Genomic DNA, 22,227 nt, shown 5'->3' with positions numbered 1-22,227 from the left:
TTTACACCATAGTTCTAATGTTCAGTCACAAATTGGAACCTGTCTAAACAAAAAAAGATGGATGATATAGCCATTATAGAAAACAAAATATACGAAATCAGAGGGCAAAAAGTTATGCTTGACTTTGATTTGGCAGAAATGTATGGAGTTGAGACTAAACGCCTCAAAGAACAAGTACGTCGTAATATTGAACGCTTTCCTGCTGAATTCATGTTCGAGCTAACAAAGGAAGAAGTTACAATTTCAAGGTCGCAAATTGCGACCTTGAAAACAGGACAAGGATATAATATCAAATATCTTCCATTTGCATTTACTGAATATGGTATAGTTATGTTATCCAGCGTCCTCAAATCCAAGACCGCTGTGGAAGTAAATATCAATATTATCCGTGCTTTTGTACGTATGCGCCAATATCTTCTATCCAATGTACCTAAAAAGGAGTTGGAAGAATTAAAACAACGCATCGAATATCTCGAAGAAGATATTACTTCTGATAGGGAAAGTTACGAAAAACAATTTGACGACCTATTTAATGCCTTTGCTAAAATAAGTGCAATTATCCAATCAAGACAGACTCCCTTGGACAGAGTAAAAATAGAAGGATTTAAAACAAATAATAAAGAAAAGAGCAATGAGTAAAATTGGAAAAAGAGCCATTCTGCTATTGTTGGCACTACCAATCGGATTCAATGTTATGGCACAAGAAACCAAAAAGCCGACACTGGAAGAATTGATTCCGGGTGGCGAGAGTTACCGCTATGCAGACAACCTGTACGGACTGCAATGGTGGGGTGACGAATGTATCAAGCCGGGCGTAGATACCCTTTATTCTATCCAACCCAAAACGGGGAAAGAAACAATGGTTATCACTCGTGAACAGATCAACAAAGTGCTTGAAGAGAACAAGGCAGGAAAGTTATCACACCTGTATTCCGTCAGTTTCCCATGGGCCGACAAGCCACAAATGCTATTCAAGATAGCAGGAAAGTTCATTGTATATGATTTCAAGAACAACCAAGTTGTCAGCACTCTCAAGCCCAAAGACGGAGCTGATAATGAAGACTATTGCGCAGCCAGCGGAAACGTGGCATACACGATAGGTAACAATCTGTATGTGAACGAAAAAGCAGTAACTAATGAACCCGAAGGCATCGTTTGCGGGCAAACAGTACACCGCAATGAATTTGGTATCAACAAAGGTACTTTCTGGAGCCCGAAAGGCAACCTGCTTGCTTTCTACCGTATGGATGAGAGCATGGTGACACAATACCCGCTTGTAGACATCACTGCACGCGTAGGCGAAGTGAACAATGTACGTTATCCGATGGCAGGCATGACGAGCCATCAGGTAAAAGTAGGCATTTACAATCCTGCCACAGGCAAAAGCATTTATCTGAACGCAGGTGATCCCACAGACCGTTATTTCACCAATATCAGCTGGTCACCGGATGAAAAAAGCCTCTACCTGATTGAAGTAAACCGTGACCAGAACCACGCCAAACTTTGCCAGTACAACGCAGAAACAGGAGAGCCGATGGGCGTTCTCTACGAAGAAATGCATCCTAAATACGTGGAGCCGCAAAACGCAATCGTATTTTTGCCGTGGGACTCTACCAAGTTCATCTATCAAAGTCAGCGTGATGGCTACAACCATCTTTATCTCTTTGATGCCGATGCAGCCAACATGAAAGGTGAAACTTATAACAGCGCCAACGGTGGTACTTATTTCCAGGCCGGCAAAGTCAAACAACTGACCAAAGGCAACTGGCTGGTCAGCGACGTCCTAGGATTCAACACAAAGCGTAAAGAAATCATCTTCACAGCCGTAGAAGGCTTGAGAAGCGGACATTTCGCTGTAAACGTGAGCAATGGAAAGATAAGCCAACCGTTCGAGAACTGCAAAGAAAGCGAACATAGCGGCATGCTTAGCGCTTCCGGCACTTATCTTATCGACCGTTATTCAACAAAAGACCAGCCTCGCGTCATCAACCTGGTAGACACCAAAAACTTCAAAGAAACAGCCAATCTGCTAACTGCTGAAAGCCCTTACGAAGGCTACCAAATGCCAAGCATCGAAACCGGAACGATCAAAGCGGCAGACGGCACCACCGACCTGCATTATCGCCTGATGAAACCGGCCAACTTTGACCCGACCAAGAAATATCCCGTCATCGTATACGTCTACGGAGGTCCTCACGCGCAATGCGTCACCGGAGGATGGCAGAACGGCGCACGCGGATGGGACACATACATGGCAGGTAAAGGCTATATCATGTTTACCATCGACAATCGTGGCAGCAGCAACCGTGGACTGGCATTTGAAAATGCTACCTTCCGCCGTCTTGGCATCGAAGAAGGTAAAGACCAGGTAAAAGGCGTTGAATTCCTGAAATCCCTCCCCTACGTAGACAGCGAACGCATCGGCGTACACGGATGGAGCTTCGGAGGACACATGACTACCGCCCTGATGCTCCGTTACCCGGAAATATTCAAAGTAGGCGTTGCCGGAGGCCCGGTAATCGACTGGGGGTATTATGAAGTGATGTACGGCGAACGCTATATGGATACACCGGAAAGCAACCCCGAAGGCTACAAAGAATGTAATCTGAGAAACCTTGCCGGCCAACTGAAAGGTCACCTATTGATTATTCACGACGACCATGACGACACCTGCGTGCCACAGCACACCCTGTCGTTCATGAAAGCCTGCGTAGATGCCCGCACTTATCCCGACCTGTTTATCTACCCGTGCCACAAGCACAACGTAGCAGGGCGCGACCGTGTACATCTGCATGAGAAAATCACCCGGTACTTTGAGCAGAACTTATAAAACTGACAAAGACACCACCGTATCCATACGAATCATAGATAACAGTATAAATCCATAACCATACAAAGATGAAGATATTATTACTAGGCTCGGGCGGCCGCGAACATGCACTGGCATGGAAAATTGCCCAAAGTCCGAAAGTTGAAAAACTATACATTGCTCCGGGAAATGCCGGAACAACTGCCGTAGGCGAGAATGTCAACATCAAAGCAACCGATTTTGAAGCAATCAGTGCTTTTGCTCTAAAGGAGAACATCCAAATGATAGTAGTAGGCCCCGAAGATCCGTTGGTAAAAGGAATCTACGATTACTTCCAAAACCGTCCGGAGCTAAAGCATATTGCCGTGATCGGTCCTTCGGCTCAAGGAGCGCAACTGGAAGGCAGCAAGGAATTTGCCAAAGGCTTCATGATGCGCCACAACATCCCGACAGCCCGCTACAAAAGTATCACTTCCGAAAACCTCGAAGAGGGCCTCGCTTTCCTCGAAACGTTGGAAGCTCCCTACGTATTGAAGGCTGATGGCCTCTGTGCCGGGAAAGGAGTCCTCATCCTTCCTACGCTGGATGAAGCGAAGAAAGAACTGAAAGAAATGCTGGGCGGCATGTTCGGTTCCGCATCGGCAACCGTTGTGATTGAAGAGTTCTTAAGCGGTATCGAGTGCTCTGTATTCGTACTGACAGACGGAGACAACTACAAAGTCCTCCCTGTGGCGAAAGACTACAAACGTATCGGTGAAGGCGACAAAGGATTGAATACAGGCGGTATGGGTAGCGTAACTCCGGTTCCGTTTGCTGACGAAGTATATATGGAGAAAGTACGCACACGCATCATCGAACCGACCATCAATGGTCTGAAAGAAGAAAAGATCACCTACAAAGGTTTCATCTTCCTCGGTCTTATCAAGGTGAAAGGCGAGCCGATGGTGATCGAATACAACGTCCGCATGGGCGACCCGGAAACAGAAAGCGTGATGTTGCGCATCCAAAGCGACCTCGTAGAGTTGCTTGAAGGCACAGCGGCAGGCAATCTGAACGAGAAAACACTGGTGATGGACCCACGTTCGGCCGGCTGCGTCATTCTTGTCAGCGGCGGTTATCCCGAAGCCTACGAAAAAGGATTCCCTATCAGCGGACTGGAACAGGCTGCCGCCACCGACAGCATCATCTTCCATGCCGGAACAGCCATGAAAGACGGACAAGTGGTGACGAACGGAGGACGTGTGATTGCCGTTTGCTCTTACGGTGCAACGAAAGAAGAAGCATTGGCACAGAGCTACAAAGTGGCAGACATGATCGACTTCGACAAGAAGTATTTCCGCCGCGACATCGGATTCGATTTGTAATTCAAGTTTCGCACGCAAGTAGCCCTATTCTGCATAGCGTTGAACATCATGACTTGCCAAGTATTAATACTTGATAACTCAACTATTAATAGTTTAGACGACAATTGTTAATACTTGAGGAATCAGGTATTAACAGCTGACAGGATGGTTGTTAACATCAAGCATGCAGGATGTTAATATCCAGAATATCAATCGAATGCACCTATAGTATCAAGAGATAACAAGTAATAAACTCATGAGAAATAAAAGCCTACAAAGTCAAGTAACGACAGGGCGGCTCACTCTGCCCGTCGTTATCCTTATCTGCGCCCTATGCTGGGTGTTGACTTACTTTTTATTTCCCGACTCCATAGCCTCAACAACCTCCAAGGACAGCTCTTCCTTCTTGCAATCCACCCGCGATTTACTGCTTCCGGGATGGGCAGAACGAATCATCAGCTTCCTGGTTTGCGCAATCATCGGCTACTTTCTGATAGAGCTGAACAACCAATTCAGCATTATCCGCATGAGGGCTTCCATGCAGACAGCTATTTATTTCCTGCTGGTCACCGTCTGTCCGGGCATGCATTTACTATACATAGGAGACATTGTCGCCCTCGGTTCTCTTATTTCCATTTATTTTCTGTTTAAAAGCTATCAGCAAGCTCAAGCTGCGGGCTATCTATTCTATTCCTTCTTCTTTATCGGAGCGGGAAGCATTCTTTTCCCACAGCTCACCATCCTCTCGGTGCTTTGGTTGCTCGAATCCTACCGTTTCCAGTCGCTCACTCCGCGTAGTTTCTGCGGCGCGCTGCTCGGATGGATGCTGCCCTACTGGATGCTGTTCGGACACGCCTTCTTCTATAATGAGATGGAACTGTTCTATCGTCCTTTCAACCAGCTATTAACTTTCGGAGAAGTCTTCCATTTGCCAATCCTTCAACCTTGGGAATTGGCTATACTGGGCTATCTGCTCGTGATGTTTATCGTCAGTGCCGTGCATTGCATCGCTGCCGGATTTGAGGATAAGATACGCACACGTGCCTATCTCCAGTTCTTGATAGACCTGACGTTCTTCCTGTTCCTGCTGATTGCCTTGCAACCGATATATTGCAGTGCCCTGCTGCCTTTGCTTATCATAAGCAGCAGCATCCTGATCGGACATTTCTTTGTACTGACCAATAGTAAAAGCTCGAATGTGTTCTTTATCATTTCATTGGTCGGCCTCATCCTCTTATTTGCTTTTAATATATGGACGCTTTTGTAGATTCAATGATACAACTCCTCATAGAATGGGGATTGCCGGGAATGTTCATCGCCGCTCTGCTGGCGGGGAGTGTGGTTCCTTTCAGCTCCGAAGTAGTGCTAGTGGCGTTGGTGCAGCTCGGTTTGCCACCCGTCGCCTGTCTGGTATCCGCCACCTTAGGCAATACGGCAGGCGGAATGACCTGCTACTACATGGGACGACTGGGCAAGATACATTGGATAGAAAAGTATCTCAAAGTAAAGAAAGAAAAAGTAGACCGCATGGTGAGCTTCCTGCAAGGCAAAGGAGCCATGATGGCGTTTTTCGCCTTCCTGCCTGCCATCGGGAGTTTAATAGGCATCTCGTTAGGCTTCCTGCGTAGCAACATATGGCTCACCACCAGTGCCATGCTGACAGGCAAGCTGCTGCGCTACATACTGCTACTTTATGTCTTTGAAAGCGCCTGGGAAGCCATAGCCAGCTGACAGAAGTATCTGCAAGAAGACAGGCAACCACTGACAAGTATTACGCATTTATAGATTGTGCAATGGAAAGAATAATTGAGAGAACTGATGACGGGAGCGCTACTCTGTTTGTTCCGGAATTGAATGAACATTATCATTCGACGAAAGGGGCACGCACGGAGTCGCAACATATTTTCATCGATATGGGGCTGAAAGCCTCTCCTGCCGCTACTCCACGTGTGCTTGAAATCGGCTTCGGGACAGGGCTCAACGCTTGGCTCACCCTTGAAGAAGCGGAAAGAAGCAGACGAAATATACACTATACAGGACTGGAACTCTATCCGCTGGACTGGCAGACAGTAGAACAGCTAGGATATATCTCCAGCGATGAGCAGCTTACCATACATCGAACACAAACAGCAACTGACGAGCAATTTACCCTGAATGATGAAGAAGAACAACAATCGGCTTTCGAACTGTTTAAGCAGCTTCATACATCGCCCTGGGAAAAAGACGTGCAGCTTACACCGCACTTCACCTTACGGAAAATAGAAACGGACGTCAATCAATGGATAACGGCATACCCAACTTCCCAACCTCCGTTTAATACCATCTATTTTGACGCCTTCGCCCCGGAAAAGCAACCGGAAATGTGGTCGCAAGAACTATTCAACCGCCTCTATGTTTTATTAGATAGAGACGGAATTCTGACTACCTACTGTGCCAAAGGTGTAGTACGCCGAATGTTGCAGACAGCCGGATTCACAGTAGAACGCCTCCCCGGGCCTCCGGGTGGTAAACGGGAAATATTACGGGCCCGGAAACAAGAGTAGAAACAAGATAAGATTGAAACCCTGAAACAGAAAAAATCATGAAACAACAACTAAAAGATATGAGAACACTTTTCCTTCTTGGTGCCTGCCTCCTAGTGGCAGCCTGCACAGGACGTTCCTCCCAAGCAAGCAATGATGAAGAGACAAAGCCGGTGATAACCGTCACACTGGAACCGCAACGTTATTTCACCGAGGCTATTGCCGGAGATAAATTCAAAGTAGTCAGCATGGTGCCCAAAGGTTCCAGCCCGGAGACATACGATCCTATCCCCCAGCAACTTGTTTCCTTAGGAGACAGCAAAGCCTATTTCCGCATCGGATACATCGGCTTCGAACAAACCTGGATGGATCGCCTGATGAACAATACTCCCCATATCCAAGTGTTCGACACCTCGAAAGGAATCGACCTCATACTCAACAATGATGACCATGGCCATGCCCACGCCCACAACAGTCACGACGGCCATATCCACGCCGTAGAGCCACACGTATGGAATTCTACCGGCAATGCTTTAATCATCGCCGGAAACACCTACAAAGCCCTTAGCCAACTGGATAAAGCAAACGAACCATATTATAGAAACCGTTACGATTCTCTCTGTCAGCGCATCCAGCACACCGACAGCCTGATTCGCCGGCAGCTCTCCACCCCCGAAGCAGCCAAAGCCTTCATGATTTATCATCCGGCCCTCTCCTACTTCGCCCGCGACTACGGATTGCATCAGATTTCGATCGAAGAAGGAGGCAAAGAACCCTCTCCCACTCATCTGAAAGACCTGATAGACGTCTGTCAGGCGGAAAATGTAGGCGTTATCTTCGTCCAACCGGAGTTTGACAAACGCAATGCGGAAACCATCGCGCAGCAAACCGGAACGAGAGTGGTTCCTATCAACCCGTTAAGTTATGACTGGGAGGAAGAGATGCTGAATGTAGCCAAAGCCCTTGCGCCGCAAGCTGCCACTAAATAAACGTATAAAGAAGGAACCAATCAAGCCCTTTCCAATAATGAAACCAATAATCGAAATAAAGAATCTTTCTGCCGGATATGACGGTCGCACTGTTCTCCACGATGTTAATCTAAGCATCTACGAACGGGATTTTCTAGGTATTATAGGTCCGAACGGAGGCGGCAAGACAACGCTTATCAAGTGCATCCTCGGTTTGTTAAAACCAACCGGAGGGGAAATTATATTCCATACTCCCGAGAAGGCTCCCATCAGAACATCTACGGAAGGGACTTCGACAGAAACATCTGCCAAAAACTCCCACCAAAGTTCTTCCGCGAAATCCCAGCTTTTCCTCGGTTACCTGCCGCAATACAGCACCATAGACCGGAAGTTCCCTATTTCCGTGGAAGAAGTGATCCTGTCCGGATTGAGCATACAGAAGTCGCTCACCTCCCGGTTCACTCCCGAACAGAGAGAGAAAGGCAAACAGATTATCGCCCGCATGGGGCTTGAAGGGCTTGAAAGCCGCTCTATCGGACAATTAAGCGGCGGACAACTGCAACGTGCCCTGTTAGGACGTGCCATCATCTCGGACCCCGCAGTGCTGATTCTCGATGAGCCCAGCACGTATATCGACAAGCGTTTCGAAGCACGCCTTTATGAGTTATTGGCTGAAATCAATAAAGAATGTGCCATTATCCTTGTCAGTCACGACATCGGCACTGTATTGCAACAGGTAAAATCCATCGCTTGCGTCAACGAAACGCTGGATTACCATCCGGACACGGGCGTCACTACCGAATGGCTGGAAAGAAACTTCAACTGCCCCATCGAGCTATTGGGACACGGCACATTGCCTCATCGGGTTTTAGGAGAACATCATCACCATCATTAAGGATACACATATTCAATATCCCAAACATATATATACAGCAACCCGAGTATTAATACCTGAAATCTCAACCATTAACAGCTGATATTACAAGTGTTAACACCTAACGGCCAAGCTATTAATAGTTAACCTCCGTTGTATTAATAGTAAACTTGCTCTTCTTTAACAGGAAAGTTATGCTTGACTAAGGATAATCTATAAACGCAAGTTACGTTTATAAAATTGCAAGCTCAGGGCAAACGCATTATATTTTTATCTTATTTAATAGTTTGAACAAATATTCATCATTCCATCCTGCGTTTTTTCTTTTGGCTGCTACACTGCCCTTTGTTTCATCTTGTTTGATGATATAAAGGGCCATCTTATTAATTAAAGAAAAATTTTGCGCAGCATTACCTACTTTCCTTCCTGCGTCTTCTCTAAACGATACGTCTAACTGCCAATGTAGCCTGTTTTCTATATCCCAATGCGATCTTATAGCCTCTGAAATTTCTTTCGGTTTTAGCCCTAGTGAAGTAATGTAATATCTTTTTTCTACGGAAAGTTTTTTAGTGGCTACCTCCAGTCTTTCGGTACTAATTCTTACGATGGACTTGACCCCCTCAAATTTATCTTTCAGCATTGATTCCATAATCTTTCCCGGGCTATAAACCAGACATTCACGAGTCTCAATTCTCCCATGAGAAACCTCCTCTGTGACATATTTTCCATAGTGTGAACGGTATACCGGCCGATCAATATCAACACCATCCATCTCGTCTAGCCATCGTTCCACATCCATTAACCTGTTTTTTTCCTGACTTTATCATTGCGTCACCCAAATCATAACTCTAACCAATCATCAGTATCAATGAGGTACGCTATAGCTCTCTCCTCCTCTGTGAGGCAGAGAGTTTTTGTTATAGTGTCTTTATTCTCCGGACGTGCAATCTCAATAGTAACTATAGTCTCGGCTATCTTGAGTGTTTCATCTACAGAGTATGGACACCCAGACAATTTTAATAGCCTTTCAAGTTCCTTGTATACTTTCAAAGCAACGAAACATATACAAACATGAGCCTCAATTCTTCTTGGCGTGAAATGGAACATCGGTCTTACATCCAGCGTACCTTTGGTAATACGAAACGACCGTTCCACATTCCATAGATTCTGATAGGCTTCATAGACTTTCTCTGGACTTAGATCCGTATTTGTCTTATACCCTTTTAATCCATCCCATATTGCATCTTCCTTTATCTTTTCCTCATCTATACTGACTGTAATTCCAGAACTGACTGAAAGGAACTTGTTGTAGCCTCGTTTGTTGATGTCCGCCTTCGTCAGTGTTCCCTTAGAAAAACGTTTTCTTAGCCTTTCCACACCTTGTTCTCTATCGAATGCGTTCTTCTTTGCCCTTTCATCAGAGTATCCAACAATAAGCCTGTCTCCATCCGGATATTTGATATCATTGAACACCCCACACCGACGCTCTGTTGCAATTATTTTCTCCATTATCCGGCCGGATTCCTTCTTTATCCTGGCACCTATTATATACTTATATCCACCATCACGGAGTAGCTTTACATTCTTTGCGCTCATAAGCCCGGAGTCTGCAATTACTACAAAATCATTGCCGAGATTGAATCTTTGAACAAAATCATCTACGATGGGAAGCATTGTATATCCCTCATATTGTGAACCGTTAAACAGAGAATAAGACAAGGGATATCCTCCACGACTGACAAGAAGTCCTAAAACTACTTGTGAATTTGCATTTTTACCATCTTTGGAAAAACCGGATTCCCGTAACTCGTCCTTATTCGTTGTCTCAAAATAAAGGGTTGTGACATCGTAGAAAAGTATCCCTAAATTCCCGCCAAACAATCCTTTTGTATGCTTAACACTTATCTCCTGCACGAGTTCCTGCTGGGTATTATATAGTTTATCGAGATAACGATAAATCTTCTGTAAACTGACCTCTTCCTTGAAATGCCGTCTCAGATAATCCACTGTGGCCTTCTTGCTCATAGGAGAGCATATTCTGGATACTACAAGATGACGTAGTTCTTCATCCTGTATGATATTGAATCCGATTTTATCGTAAACTTTATTGATGATTCTCTGAGGTGAATTCAGAGAAGTACTTATTATATTGGATACTATGTACTCAGTCATTGAATTCTCTTCCCGTCTTAGTTTTTCACACTCATCATCAGGGAAGCTTATGGTTTGCTGTCCACCGTAATGGGCTATCCAATTCTTTCCTTCATTTACAAGTTGACTAATTTCATCCTCGGTTGTACCCACACCTATGACATGGAGTTCCGTAAATCTACTGGAACTCTTATCGGCGACGACAACACTGGTCGAACCGGATCGATTCTTTTTCCTACGCACAAACATAGCACGAAGATACAAAATTCCCGTGCGTCACCCAAATTAGACTTAAAAACACTGCTACAGATATCTATAGGGCAGGTTCATGAGAAAATTTTAAAAAAGTGATAAAGTCAGGAACACCATCCATCTCGTCTAGCCATCGTTCCACATCCATTAACCTGTTTTTTTGATTGGCCTTTAATGCCAGAATATAGTCTGCATTATTTTCTATTATTACTTCGGCAATATCTGTTTGGCATGCAATAGCATCAATTGTCACTATGCAATCCTGCAAATCCAGAGATTTTATAAGAGAAGGAATAGCGGTGATTTCATTGCTTTTATCATCTACTTTTACCTGACCCATACTGATTCCATTGGAAACAGCCCAGGCACTAACCATATGAAGCTTGAATCCTTTTTTGCCAAAGGGATTGTCTTTGCTGCACTTACTTGCTCCACGAAGCATTTTACCGTCTATAGCAACAACCCCTTCATACTTACCACAAAGCTCAGATACCCAATCACGAAAGACCAATTCAAAATAACCGGGTTTGAGTAAACTGAAAAAACGATTGAAAGTGTCATGACTTGGGATCTTTACTAAATCAGGAAAACGACGTTTAAAGAAGTCAAACTTACAAATACCGAACCGTTCTATTTCATTCCAGCTTTCACTTCCACAGATTACAGCACACAAGGCTATATAAACGATGACTTCCAAAGAGTGTTCTTTTTTTCGGTCAATACGAGGATCTTCAAGTTGTTTACAAAGACTAATTAAGCTCATTTTAGGGTTTATTTTTGTTTAAATTCAATACAACAAAAATACAAATAAATAATTAATATACAAAATATTAATAGATTAATAATAAGACAAATAATAAAAATGAAATATAGATAATAGTTGACTAATTGATAGACAAAATATAATGCGTCTGCCCTGATTGCAAGCTTTGTTTTTATAAATGAAGCTTGCAATTATAAAAACAAAGCTTGCAATTATAGTTTATGACGAATGAAAAAGAAGTTTGTCATTAAGGCAAAAGAAGTTGACTAACAGGATAAAGGAAGTTTTTCTTTAATATACCAGCGCTTATTTATTAGAGGACTAAAACAAATTCCTTACTTGCCAACACACAAGTTCCCGCCTTCCGAAAGAGTGAAAGAAAGAGTGAAAGAGATAGTAAATCAGCCCTCCGTTACTTAATATTTCTTACTTTCTTCCTCATTATCCTTACAAATCACTATCTTTGCGACCTCATAATTTGTTTTTAACGGATAAACTACGATAGTGCTAATGAAACAGTACAGAACCGTAAACAACCTTATGGGTTGGCTTACATTCATCATTGCGGCAACCGTCTACTGCCTGACAATAGAACCGACCGCAAGTTTCTGGGATTGCCCGGAGTTCATAACCACCGGCTATAAACTGGAAGTCGGACACCCGCCCGGCGCACCTTTCTTCATGCTGATGGCGAACCTGTTCACTCAATTTGCTTCCGACGTAACAACTGTTGCTAAAATGGTGAATTACATGAGTGCCCTCATGAGTGGCGCCTGTATCCTGTTCCTTTTCTGGAGCATCACCCACCTGGTACGCAAACTGATTATCACTGACGAAAACAATATCACCAAAGGACAGCTTATCACCATCATGGGCAGCGGACTGGTCGGCGCACTGGTTTATACATTCAGTGACACGTTCTGGTTCTCGGCCGTGGAAGGTGAAGTATATGCCTTCTCCTCCCTGTTTACCGCTGTTGTTTTCTGGCTGATTCTGAAATGGGAAGACGTAGCCGACCAGCCGCACAGCGACCGTTGGATTATCCTCATCGCCTATCTGACCGGATTGAGTATCGGTGTGCACTTGCTGAACTTGCTTTGTCTGCCTGCCATCGTATTGGTATACTACTACAAGAAAACGCCGAATGCTACCGCCAAAGGTTCGTTAATAGCATTGTTCGGCTCAATGGTGCTCGTTGCAGCCGTGCTTTACGGCATCGTACCGGGTATCGTGAAAGTAGGCGGCTGGTTTGAACTGTTGTTCGTCAACGGACTCGGAATGTCATTCAATTCGGGCGTAGTGGTTTATATCATTCTGCTTGCGGCCGCTCTGATCTGGGGTGTATACGAAAGTTACGCCGAAAAGAACAAAGCGCGCATGGCTATCTCCTTTATCCTGACGATCGCTTTGCTGGGTATCCCATTCTACGGACACGGAGCCAGCAGTATCATCATCGGTATTTTGGTTATTGCCGCATTGGGACTTTATCTTGCTCCGAGTGTGCAGGCTAAACTCAAAGAGAAATGGCGTATCACCGCCCGCACCATGAACACAGCATTGCTGTGCACCATGATGATTGTCATCGGATACTCCTCTTACGCACTGATCGTTATCCGTTCTACTGCCAACACGCCGATGGACCAAAACTCACCGGAGGATATATTCACCCTGGGCGAATACCTCGGTCGTGAACAATACGGAACCCGTCCGCTCTTCTACGGTCCCGCCTTCTCATCAAAAGTGGCGCTCGACGTAAAAGACGGCTATTGCATCCCCCGCCAATCGGAAACAGGAACCAAATATGTCCGCAAAGAAAAGACTTCACCCGATGAAAAAGACTCCTATATTGAACTCCCCGGACGTATCGAATACGAATACGCACAGAATATGCTTTTCCCGCGTATGTACAGCTCGTCACACGCCCCGCTCTACAAGCAATGGGTAGACATCAAAGGATATGACGTTCCTTACGACCAGTGCGGAGAAATGGTAATGGTAAATATGCCCACCCAATGGGAGAATATCAAGTTCTTCTTCTCCTACCAGTTGAACTTCATGTACTGGCGTTACTTTATGTGGAACTTTGCCGGACGGCAGAACGACATACAGAGCACCGGAGAAATAGAACATGGCAACTGGATTACGGGGATTCCGTTTATCGACAACTTGCTGGTAGGTAATCAGGAACTGCTTCCGCAGGATCTCAAAAACAATAAAGGACACAACGTATTCTACTGTCTGCCGCTGATTCTCGGCTTAATCGGACTCTTCTGGCAGGCTTATCATAGCCAGCGGGGTATCCAGCAATTCTGGGTGGTCTTCTTCCTGTTCTTCATGACGGGTATCGCTATCGTGCTCTACCTCAACCAAACCCCGGCACAACCCCGTGAACGAGATTACGCGTATGCCGGTTCGTTCTACGCCTTTGCCATTTGGATAGGTATGGGTGTGGCAGGTCTGATACAGTGGTGCTCGCGCATAAAGCCCCAGTTGCGTCTTGTCGAAGGAGCCACAGAAGAAGAAGCCGACAGAATACGCAAGATACTCACCGAGAAGCAAGGCAAATTCATCAGCCCGCAGGAAGAAGCCGACTTGCAGCAACAACTTGCCGACCTCTACGAGCCGTATATCGACTACAAACCCACAGTCGTCGTAGCAAGCATCCTGACGCTGCTCTGCCTGTTTGTACCCATCCAGATGGCAAGCCAGACCTGGGATGACCACGACCGTAGCGGACGCTTCGTGGCCCGCGACTTCGGACAGAACTACCTGATGACCTTGCAGGAAGAAGGCAATCCGATAATCTATACCAATGGTGACAACGACACTTTCCCATTGTGGTACAACCAGGAAACAGAAGGCTTCCGTACAGATGCCCGCACCTGTAACCTAAGTTACTTGCAAACAGACTGGTATATCGACCAAATGAAACGTCCGGCATACGATTCCCCATCGCTTCCTATCACTTGGGACCGTGTACAATACGTGGAAGGGCAGAATGAGTATATCTCTATCCGCCCTGAAATGAGAGCCCTTATCGACAGCTACTTCAAGCAAGCCAATGAACTGGCTGCACAGGGAGACACTACCATATTATCACTCGTTCACTCCATTTTCGGTGAGAATCCATACGAATTGAAGGAAATCATCAACCGCTGGATGCTCGGCAAGAACGACCAGTTGAAAGAGCTTCTCAAAAAGTCCGGCAAGGATATACAACTCCCACTTATCCCTACGGACAGCATCGTAATGAAGGTGGACAAAGAAGCCGTACGCCGCTCCGGCATGAAGATACCGGAAGCATTGGGCGACTCTATCCCCGAATACATGACCATCACCCTTAGAGACGCCAACGGCAACCCGAAACGCGCCCTCTACAAGAGTGAACTGATGATGCTCGAAATGCTTGCCAACGCCAACTGGGAACGTCCCATCTACATGGCAATCACCGTAGGAAGCGAAAACCACCTCGGCATGGGCAACCACTTCACGCAGGAAGGTCTTGCCTACCGTTTCACACCGTTCGATACGGACAAACTGGACAGCAAGATAGACAGCGAAAAGATGTACGACAACCTGATGAACAAGTTCAAGTTCGGCGGTATCGACCAGCCGGGTATCTATATCGACGAGAACGTGATGCGTATGTGCTACACGCACCGCCGTATCTTCACGCAACTCGTAGGCCAGCTTATCAAAGAAGGCAAGAAGGATAAGGCACTCGCCGCACTCGACTACGCCGAAAAGATGATTCCGTCATACAACGTACCGTACGACTGGGCAAACGGCGCCTTCCAGATGGCAGAGTCTTATTACCAACTGGAACAGAGCGAGAAAGCCAACAAAATCATCGACGAGCTTGCCAACAAGTCGCTCGAATACATGATTTGGTATCTCAGCCTGAACGATAACCAGCTTGCCATCGCCGGCGAGAATTTCGTATATAACGCCAGCCTGCTTGACGCCGAAATCCGTCTGATGGAGAAATATAAATCAGAAGAACTCTCAAAACATTACTCCACGCAGCTCGACCAACTATACAACGAGTATGTGACGAGAATGAAAGGGAGTAAGTAATGATAAACGGCATAGTGATTAGTGATTAATCTTTCCTGCTGAACAACAGCCGGGCTGTTAACCACTAATCACTAACCACTAACCGCTACACAAAATGTTTATAGAACAACCACCTTGGTTTTTCCGAGCGTTGTATCCACAAGCTATCTTCCGGATGGACCCGCACGAACGGGCAGTCTATCTGACTTTTGACGACGGTCCTATCCCCAAAGTAACTCCCTGGGTACTGGAAGTATTGGAAAAGCATCATATTAAAGCCACCTTCTTTATGGTAGGCGACAATATACGCAAGCACCCGGATGAATACCGGATGGTGGTAGAACACGGACACCGCATCGGCAACCATACTTTCAACCACATCCGCGGATTCGAATATTCCAATCCGGATTACCTCGCAAACGCCCAAAAGGTAGACGAAATTATCCATTCCGATCTCTTCCGTCCGCCACACGGACACATGGGATTCCGCCAGTATTATACCCTGCGCCATCATTACCGCATCATTATGTGGGATCTCGTGACTCGTGATTATAGTAAACGGATGCGCCCAGAACAGGTATTGAACAATGTGAAGCGCTATGCACGCAACGGTTCCATCATCACTTTCCATGATTCACTGAAGTCGTGGAATAACGGCAACCTGCAATATGCGCTCCCCCGCTCTATCGAATTCCTGAAAGAGGAAGGGTATGAGTTCAAGGTGTTATAATAACAACCTTTGAGGAAACAGAAAAAGAGAAGACCTACCGCATCTTCTCACGCCCGGCAGTGTTGTGATCTTCCCCATCAACAAGTAGAGTAAGTTTGCGAAGACGTACCTCTGCCGATAATGAGGTTTGAAATCCTACAATCCGTTGTTGCAGTAATTCTTTCTTTCCCATAAAGACACATTCTTGATTTTCTTTCTTTTTCTGAAAGAAAAAATTAAGCAAAAGCTTCTTTGATAAAAAGAGACTTTTGCTTAAGCCATTTAAAAAGGCGCATGATATTCAAATTCAAAGAAGATATCATTTAACCCTGATTCTCTATAAAGAAGGACAATTTAATGCTACCATTCACAGCAATCTCTTGAATCTGTATGTCAATGTAACTAATTTACCAGGTTCTAGCAGAACTTGGTGCATTTCGTCTTATATGAATTAATGTTGCGATATAGATAATGAATATTGCCGTTTATTATTTCATAGAAAAAACAAACTATAATTAATTTAGATACTATCTAAATAAACTGTAGTTTCAATTGTTTTTCCCGCAATTCATTTTTACATTAATTTACGCTGTTAATATATACAACCAACATACAACAAATACCAAAATGTCATTATTTAAATATTAGACAACAATAAATATATCAAATTATGTCATATTAACAATAATTGTTTCGCATAATTCTACCCTAAAATAACAGAATAAAACAAATAATGTAATCTCTCAAATTTAAAATTACTTATTTCTATTTTACAATTTTATACTTATCTTTGCAACAGTTTCTTGAACATTTGAAGGAAGGTTTACTAATTAATATATAAAGAAGTGTTTATGAACAAAAAAGTAATGTTGTTATTGGTCTGCTTATTTACAAGCGTAGGCCTGATGATTGCCCAAACACCTAAAAAGGTGACAGGAGTCGTTATTTCGGAAGAAGACGACCAGCCTGTAGTGGGAGCATCTGTTTTAATAAAAGGTACAACGTTGGGAACAGTTACCAATATTGATGGTCAGTTCACTATTGACAATGTACCAAGTTCTGCTAGGACTTTGAAAGTCAGCTATATTGGAATGAAATCCCAAGAGGTTGCCATCAAAGCTGGTACCATAAAAATCATACTCCAACCGGACTCTGAAGTGCTAGAAGAAGTAGTAGTCACCGGTATGCAGAAAATGGATAAACGATTGTTTACGGGAGCCTCAACGAAACTAACGGCAGACAACGTGAAGCTAAGCGGTATGGCCGATATCAGCCGTGGGTTGGAAGGTCGCGCTGCCGGTGTATCCGTTCAAAACGTATCAGGCACATTTGGTACAGCCCCTAAAATTCGCGTACGTGGCGCTACATCTATCTACGGTAGTTCCAAGCCGTTATGGGTAGTAGATGGCGTTATCATGGAAGACGTAACAGAAGTTGGTGCCGACGAGCTTTCATCCGGTGATGCAGAAACGTTGATCAGCTCTGCCATTGCAGGTCTGAATGCCGATGACATCGAAAGTTTTCAAATCCTGAAAGACGGTTCAGCAACCTCCATCTATGGAGCACGTGCCATGGCAGGTGTAATCGTTGTAACTACTAAGAAAGGTAAAGCCGGCACAAACAAAATCAGCTACACCGGAGAATTCACCATGCGAATGAAACCTAATTATCGGAATTTCAACATCATGGATTCTCAAGAACAGATGAGCGTATATCGCGATTTGGAAGCAGCCGGATATCTAAACTTTTCCGACTCCTACCGTGCATCTACAAGCGGTGTATACGGAAAAATGTATCACCTCATCAACTCATACAACGCAACCAACGGAACTTTCGGTTTGATAAACACTCCCGAAGCACGTGATTTATTCTTGCGTCAGGCTGAATACAGCAATACCGACTGGTTCGATCTGTTATTCAACAATAGCGTGTCTCAGAACCACGCTATTAGCATGTCAACTGGTACGGATAAAGCGTCCTACTATACTTCATTAAGTGTAATGACAGACCCAGGATGGACCAAAAGAAGCAAAGTTTCGCGTTATACTGCCAACATTAATGCTCTCTACAACATCTCTAAAGCCGTTTCGTTAAATTTAATTGGTAACGCAGCATATCGCCAGCAAGCTGCCCCTGGCACATTGGGTTCACAGACCGACCCAGTGAGTGGCGAAGTGAAACGTGATTTCGATATCAACCCTTACTCATACGCACTAAATACCTCCCGAACATTGGATCCAAATGAATATTATGTACGCAACTATGCGCCATTCAACATATTCAATGAATTGAACAACAACTACATGGATCTGAACGTATTGGATACCAAATTCCAAGGCGAATTGAAATGGAAGCCAATCAATAAGGTAGAGCTATCGGCATTGGGAGCATACAAATACTCTACAACGACACAAAACCATTACGTGAAAGATTACTCCAACCAAGCATGGGCATATAGGGCCATGGACGACGCTACGATGCAGCAAGCCAATCCTTGGTTGTATACAGACCCGGATAAAGTCAACACACTGCCAGAAACAGTTCTGCCTGTCGGTGGTTTCTACCGTGAGACGAAATATGCCATGAATAGTTACGACTTCCGCGCCACGGCAAGCTATAACGATGTATTTAAAGAAAATCACATCTTAAACATATTTGCCGGAATGGAACTGAACGCAACAGACCGCAGCAAAACCTGGTTCAACGGCGTCGGAACACAATACGGAATGGGCATGCTTCCTAACTACAACTACCTATATTTCAAACAAGGCAATGAAGAAAACAACAACTACTATACAATAGATGAGACACGTTCGCGTGAAGTTGCATTCTTCGGGACAAGTACATACTCATACAAAGGAAAATATACATTGAATGGTACTATACGTTACGAAGGTTCCAACAAATTAGGAAAAAGCCGCTCTGCACGCTGGCTTCCTACATGGAACATTTCCGGAGCATGGAATGCACACGAAGAAAAATGGTTCGAAAGCTTACAACCTGCTCTTTCACATGCCACCCTGAAGGCTTCTTATTCACTGACTGCCGACAGAGGACCGGCCAATGTCAGTAACTCACATGTGATTATCAAAAGCTATAATCCATGGCGTCCGTCGGCAAGTGTACAAGAATCAGGATTGCAAATCAACGAAACACAGAACAATAGTTTGACTTACGAAAAAAAGCATGAATTAAATATAGGTATCGATTTAGGTTTCTTCGACAATCGGGTCAATTTGGCCATGGATTGGTACAAACGTAACAACTACGACTTGATTGGTATCATCAACACACCAGGTATCGGAGGTCAAATCGCCAAATACGCCAATCTGGCAAGCATGAAGTCTCACGGTATAGAATTTACCCTATCTACCCGCAACATCGTCACCAAAGACTTCAAATGGAATACCGATTTCATTTTCTCCAATGCTAAAAACGAAGTGACTGATCTGCAATCCAACGCCACAGTGATGGATTTGATCTCCGGCAACGGCTTTGCCATGCAAGGCTATCCGGTCAGAAGTCTTTTCTCCATGGATTTCAAAGGACTGAACGAGGAAGGTATACCAACATTCATCAATGAAAGCGGAGAGTTGACAACAAGTGACATAAACTTTCAAGAACGCGACCGCAAAGGTCACTTGATATACGAAGGCTCTACCGATCCCACCATCACCGGTAGTTTCGGTAACATTTTCACGTACAAAGCCCTTAAGTTGAATGTATTCATCACCTATTCATTCGGCAACGTCGTTCGTTTAGATCCACAATTCCACAACAAATACACCGATCTAGACGCTACGCCAAAAGAATTTAAAAACCGATGGATGAAATCCGGTGACGAGAACCGTACAAACATCCCTGCCATTGCAGATGCACGTATGAATACCCAAGATACTTATCTGAGCCGTGCTTACAACGCTTACAATTACTCTACGGTACGAACTGCTAAAGGAGATTTCATCCGCATGAAAGAGATTTCATTATCGTATGATTTACCGAAAACATGGCTTTCACACCTGAAGTTGTCAACCGCATCACTGAAGCTGCAAGCCACCAACTTATTCCTCATCTACTCGGACGACAAACTCAACGGACAAGATCCCGAGTTCTTTAACACCGGAGGTGTGGCAGTGCCTGTGCCCAAACAGTTTACTTTAACATTGAGATTAGGAATTTAATATTATAAAGAAAACATGAAGAAAAATATATTAACCGCAACATTATTGGCAATGCCTCTGATGTTTTTCACAGCATGTAGCGATTTCTTGGATACTGCGCCCGACAATCGTATAGAAATCAATAACACCGACCAAATCACGCCTTTGCTTGTTTCTGCTTATCCCAACAAGTCAGCGGCGTTAATGGGTGAGATGTCTTCTGACAACGTAATGGACAATGGAGCACAGTTTGATGCCATGCTATTGCAAGAACAACTATACAACTGGGAAGATCCGACCGACACTGATGATGACGGTCCTTACGGACTGTGGGAGTCTTGTTATGCTGCCATTGCTTCTGCCAACCAAGCGCTGGAAGGTATCGAAATGTTAGGAAATCCTGCAAACTTAAACCCACAAAGGGGGGAAGCGCTGGTTTGCAGAGCTTATTCTCACTTCTTGCTGAGCAGTATTTTCTGTATGCCTTACAATCCGAATACCGCAGATCAACAACTGGGTATTCCTTATACCAAAGAAACTGAAAAGGATGTGATTGTTCCTCATGAAAGAGGCACATTAGCCCAAACTTATAAACTGATAGAGGAAGATATCAAAGAAGGTCTGCCTCTCATCACCGACGCCTCCTATAAAGTGCCTAAATATCACTTCAACAAAAAAGCAGCCAACGCTTTTGCCGCACGTTTCTACCTCTACTATCAGAAGTGGGACAAAGTGATAGAGCATGCCACGGCAGCCATCGGCAACAATCCTGCCAATACATTGCGCCATTGGGAAGAAGATTTTGGCTCGCTGTCATTGGTATCTGACGTAGCGGCACAATATATATCTGAAAAGAAAACGGCCAATCTGCTGATTAGCACAGCATATTCGAGCGCTGGTTATGTCACCGGACCTTACAGTATCTACCAACGATTTGGACACGGACAGGAAATATATAACAAAGAAACCATCAACGTAAACGGTCCTTGGCATGCACGCGGCGGATTAGTAATGGCTGATTTCATCATTAGTGTCAAACAAAAGAATCCGTTCCCCAAAATCGTCACCTATTTTGAGTATACCGACAAAGCCAGCCAAATTGGATACCGCCATACGGTAAGTGTACCATTCACTGTAGATGAAACGATTTTATGCCGTGCCGAAGCATACGTACTAAGTTCACAACACAACTATACGAAAGCATTGGAAGATATCAACAATTGGATTGTATACCATAGCAATAGAAGTGCAGACAGAGGTTCGGACTTGACAGTAGATGACGTAAACAATTTCTACGACCCACTTCCCTATGAACCAGCAATGGTCAACATTGCTACGGAAAGAAGCTTAAAGAAGAAACTCAATCCCGAAGGATTCACAGTCAATGCCGGCACGGAAGAAAACTTGATTCAGCTCATTCTCCAACTACGCCGCCTCGAAGGATTGCAGGAAGGACTGCGCTGGCATGATTTGAAACGCTACGGAATCGAATTTTCTCACAATCACGCAGGAAGATCGCCGGAAGTCCTGACAAAAGACGACCAGAGACGTGCCATCCAATTGCCGCAAGATGTAATCAATGCGGGTATCACTGCGAATCCAAGAAACTAACATAAAAGA

15 protein-coding genes and 2 pseudogenes are annotated in these 22,227 nt (G+C 44.6%); 13 read left to right on the top strand and 4 right to left on the bottom strand.

The genetic code is table 11. The annotated features are described in order from the left end of the window. The first annotated feature begins 57 nt into the window (after positions 1-57). The 8 genes from A4V03_RS19020 (at position 58) to A4V03_RS18985 (ending at position 8,537) form a co-directional block, all read left to right on the top strand. Positions 58-639 carry an ORF6N domain-containing protein gene (locus tag A4V03_RS19020; protein WP_065539963.1) on the top strand — a complete coding sequence of 194 codons (582 nt, stop codon included), beginning with the start codon at positions 58-60 and terminating at the stop codon, positions 637-639. Beyond that, positions 632-2,830, top strand: coding sequence for a S9 family peptidase (locus tag A4V03_RS19015; protein ID WP_065539962.1), 2,199 nt, complete (start codon positions 632-634; stop codon positions 2,828-2,830). The genes A4V03_RS19020 and A4V03_RS19015 overlap by 8 nt, the downstream gene beginning before the upstream one ends. Before the next feature lie 68 nt (positions 2,831-2,898). After that, on the top strand, positions 2,899-4,173 hold the full coding sequence (gene purD, locus A4V03_RS19010) for a phosphoribosylamine--glycine ligase (RefSeq protein WP_015531959.1): 1,275 nt from the start codon (positions 2,899-2,901) through the stop codon (positions 4,171-4,173). Positions 4,174-4,408: 235 nt separating this feature from the next. After that, positions 4,409-5,419 (top strand): hypothetical protein, encoded by a 1,011-nt coding sequence (locus A4V03_RS19005; protein WP_065539961.1) that lies wholly within the window; start codon positions 4,409-4,411, stop codon positions 5,417-5,419. Beyond that, positions 5,404-5,883, top strand: coding sequence for a YqaA family protein (locus A4V03_RS19000; RefSeq protein WP_024987535.1), 480 nt, complete (start codon positions 5,404-5,406; stop codon positions 5,881-5,883). Before A4V03_RS19005 ends, A4V03_RS19000 begins: the two co-directional genes overlap by 16 nt. A gap of 62 nt (positions 5,884-5,945) precedes the next feature. Further along, a complete protein-coding gene (gene mnmD, locus A4V03_RS18995; RefSeq protein ID WP_065539960.1) occupies positions 5,946-6,695 on the top strand; it encodes a tRNA (5-methylaminomethyl-2-thiouridine)(34)-methyltransferase MnmD in 750 nt (249 codons plus the stop codon). A gap of 38 nt (positions 6,696-6,733) precedes the next feature. Beyond that, a complete protein-coding gene (locus tag A4V03_RS18990) occupies positions 6,734-7,663 on the top strand; it encodes a metal ABC transporter solute-binding protein, Zn/Mn family (RefSeq protein ID WP_065539959.1) in 930 nt (309 codons plus the stop codon). Positions 7,664-7,700: 37 nt separating this feature from the next. Beyond that, a complete protein-coding gene (locus A4V03_RS18985) occupies positions 7,701-8,537 on the top strand; it encodes a metal ABC transporter ATP-binding protein (RefSeq protein ID WP_008770478.1) in 837 nt (278 codons plus the stop codon). Positions 8,538-8,778: 241 nt separating this feature from the next. On the opposite strand, the gene A4V03_RS18980 is transcribed toward A4V03_RS18985, so the two are convergent. From A4V03_RS18980 to A4V03_RS18970, 3 genes are all read right to left on the bottom strand, one after another. Beyond that, on the bottom strand, positions 8,779-9,315 hold the full coding sequence (locus A4V03_RS18980) for an ISAs1 family transposase (protein WP_071807710.1): 537 nt from the start codon (positions 9,313-9,315) through the stop codon (positions 8,779-8,781). A gap of 41 nt (positions 9,316-9,356) precedes the next feature. Next, entirely contained in the window at positions 9,357-10,916 is a 1,560-nt protein-coding gene (locus A4V03_RS18975) for an IS1634 family transposase (protein WP_065538612.1), read from the bottom strand. Positions 10,917-10,980: 64 nt separating this feature from the next. Beyond that, complete coding sequence (locus A4V03_RS18970) at positions 10,981-11,682, bottom strand: ISAs1 family transposase (RefSeq protein ID WP_065539958.1); 702 nt, start codon at positions 11,680-11,682, stop codon at positions 10,981-10,983. A gap of 510 nt (positions 11,683-12,192) precedes the next feature. On the opposite strand from A4V03_RS18970, the pseudogene A4V03_RS21605 reads away from it, so the two are divergent. The 3 genes and pseudogenes from A4V03_RS21605 to A4V03_RS18960 all read left to right on the top strand — a co-directional run. Next, positions 12,193-14,154: pseudogene (locus A4V03_RS21605) on the top strand (glycosyltransferase family 117 protein); the annotation flags it as partial. A gap of 198 nt (positions 14,155-14,352) precedes the next feature. After that, positions 14,353-15,759 (top strand): annotated as a pseudogene (locus A4V03_RS21600) (hypothetical protein); the annotation flags it as partial. A gap of 94 nt (positions 15,760-15,853) precedes the next feature. Continuing rightward, a complete protein-coding gene (locus tag A4V03_RS18960; RefSeq protein ID WP_065539956.1) occupies positions 15,854-16,468 on the top strand; it encodes a polysaccharide deacetylase family protein in 615 nt (204 codons plus the stop codon). A gap of 34 nt (positions 16,469-16,502) precedes the next feature. Here the strand turns inward: A4V03_RS18960 and A4V03_RS18955 are convergent, their stop codons facing one another. Next, positions 16,503-16,640, bottom strand: coding sequence for a hypothetical protein (locus A4V03_RS18955; protein WP_157448007.1), 138 nt, complete (start codon positions 16,638-16,640; stop codon positions 16,503-16,505). A gap of 658 nt (positions 16,641-17,298) precedes the next feature. Here A4V03_RS18955 and A4V03_RS18950 point away from each other — a divergent pair. Further along, positions 17,299-20,628, top strand: a complete 3,330-nt coding sequence (locus A4V03_RS18950; protein WP_065539954.1) for a SusC/RagA family TonB-linked outer membrane protein — start codon at positions 17,299-17,301, stop codon at positions 20,626-20,628. A gap of 15 nt (positions 20,629-20,643) precedes the next feature. Continuing rightward, positions 20,644-22,218, top strand: a complete 1,575-nt coding sequence (locus tag A4V03_RS18945) for a RagB/SusD family nutrient uptake outer membrane protein (protein ID WP_065539953.1) — start codon at positions 20,644-20,646, stop codon at positions 22,216-22,218. Positions 22,219-22,227 lie beyond the last annotated feature (9 nt).

The organism is Bacteroides caecimuris (genome assembly GCF_001688725.2).
GTDB lineage: Bacteria > Bacteroidota > Bacteroidia > Bacteroidales > Bacteroidaceae > Bacteroides > Bacteroides caecimuris.
Note: the sequence above shows the minus strand (reverse complement) of the source record. Positions and strands in the feature narration are given on the sequence as shown.

What these genes read in the sequence shown, in the direction of transcription:
- A4V03_RS19020 (WP_065539963.1), top strand. Translation starts at nt 58, where the DNA reads ATGGATGATATAGCCATTATAGAAAACAAAATATACGAAATCAGAGGG.
- purD (WP_015531959.1), top strand. Translation starts at nt 2,899, where the DNA reads ATGAAGATATTATTACTAGGCTCGGGCGGCCGCGAACATGCACTGGCA.
- A4V03_RS18975 (WP_065538612.1), bottom strand. Translation starts at nt 10,916, where the DNA reads ATGTTTGTGCGTAGGAAAAAGAATCGATCCGGTTCGACCAGTGTTGTC.
- A4V03_RS18990 (WP_065539959.1), top strand. Translation starts at nt 6,734, where the DNA reads ATGAAACAACAACTAAAAGATATGAGAACACTTTTCCTTCTTGGTGCC.
- A4V03_RS18985 (WP_008770478.1), top strand. Translation starts at nt 7,701, where the DNA reads ATGAAACCAATAATCGAAATAAAGAATCTTTCTGCCGGATATGACGGT.
- A4V03_RS18960 (WP_065539956.1), top strand. Translation starts at nt 15,854, where the DNA reads ATGTTTATAGAACAACCACCTTGGTTTTTCCGAGCGTTGTATCCACAA.
- mnmD (WP_065539960.1), top strand. Translation starts at nt 5,946, where the DNA reads ATGGAAAGAATAATTGAGAGAACTGATGACGGGAGCGCTACTCTGTTT.
- A4V03_RS18970 (WP_065539958.1), bottom strand. Translation starts at nt 11,682, where the DNA reads ATGAGCTTAATTAGTCTTTGTAAACAACTTGAAGATCCTCGTATTGAC.
- A4V03_RS18950 (WP_065539954.1), top strand. Translation starts at nt 17,299, where the DNA reads ATGAACAAAAAAGTAATGTTGTTATTGGTCTGCTTATTTACAAGCGTA.
- A4V03_RS19005 (WP_065539961.1), top strand. Translation starts at nt 4,409, where the DNA reads ATGAGAAATAAAAGCCTACAAAGTCAAGTAACGACAGGGCGGCTCACT.
- A4V03_RS18980 (WP_071807710.1), bottom strand. Translation starts at nt 9,315, where the DNA reads ATGGATGTGGAACGATGGCTAGACGAGATGGATGGTGTTGATATTGAT.
- A4V03_RS18955 (WP_157448007.1), bottom strand. Translation starts at nt 16,640, where the DNA reads ATGGGAAAGAAAGAATTACTGCAACAACGGATTGTAGGATTTCAAACC.
- A4V03_RS19000 (WP_024987535.1), top strand. Translation starts at nt 5,404, where the DNA reads ATGGACGCTTTTGTAGATTCAATGATACAACTCCTCATAGAATGGGGA.
- A4V03_RS19015 (WP_065539962.1), top strand. Translation starts at nt 632, where the DNA reads ATGAGTAAAATTGGAAAAAGAGCCATTCTGCTATTGTTGGCACTACCA.
- A4V03_RS18945 (WP_065539953.1), top strand. Translation starts at nt 20,644, where the DNA reads ATGAAGAAAAATATATTAACCGCAACATTATTGGCAATGCCTCTGATG.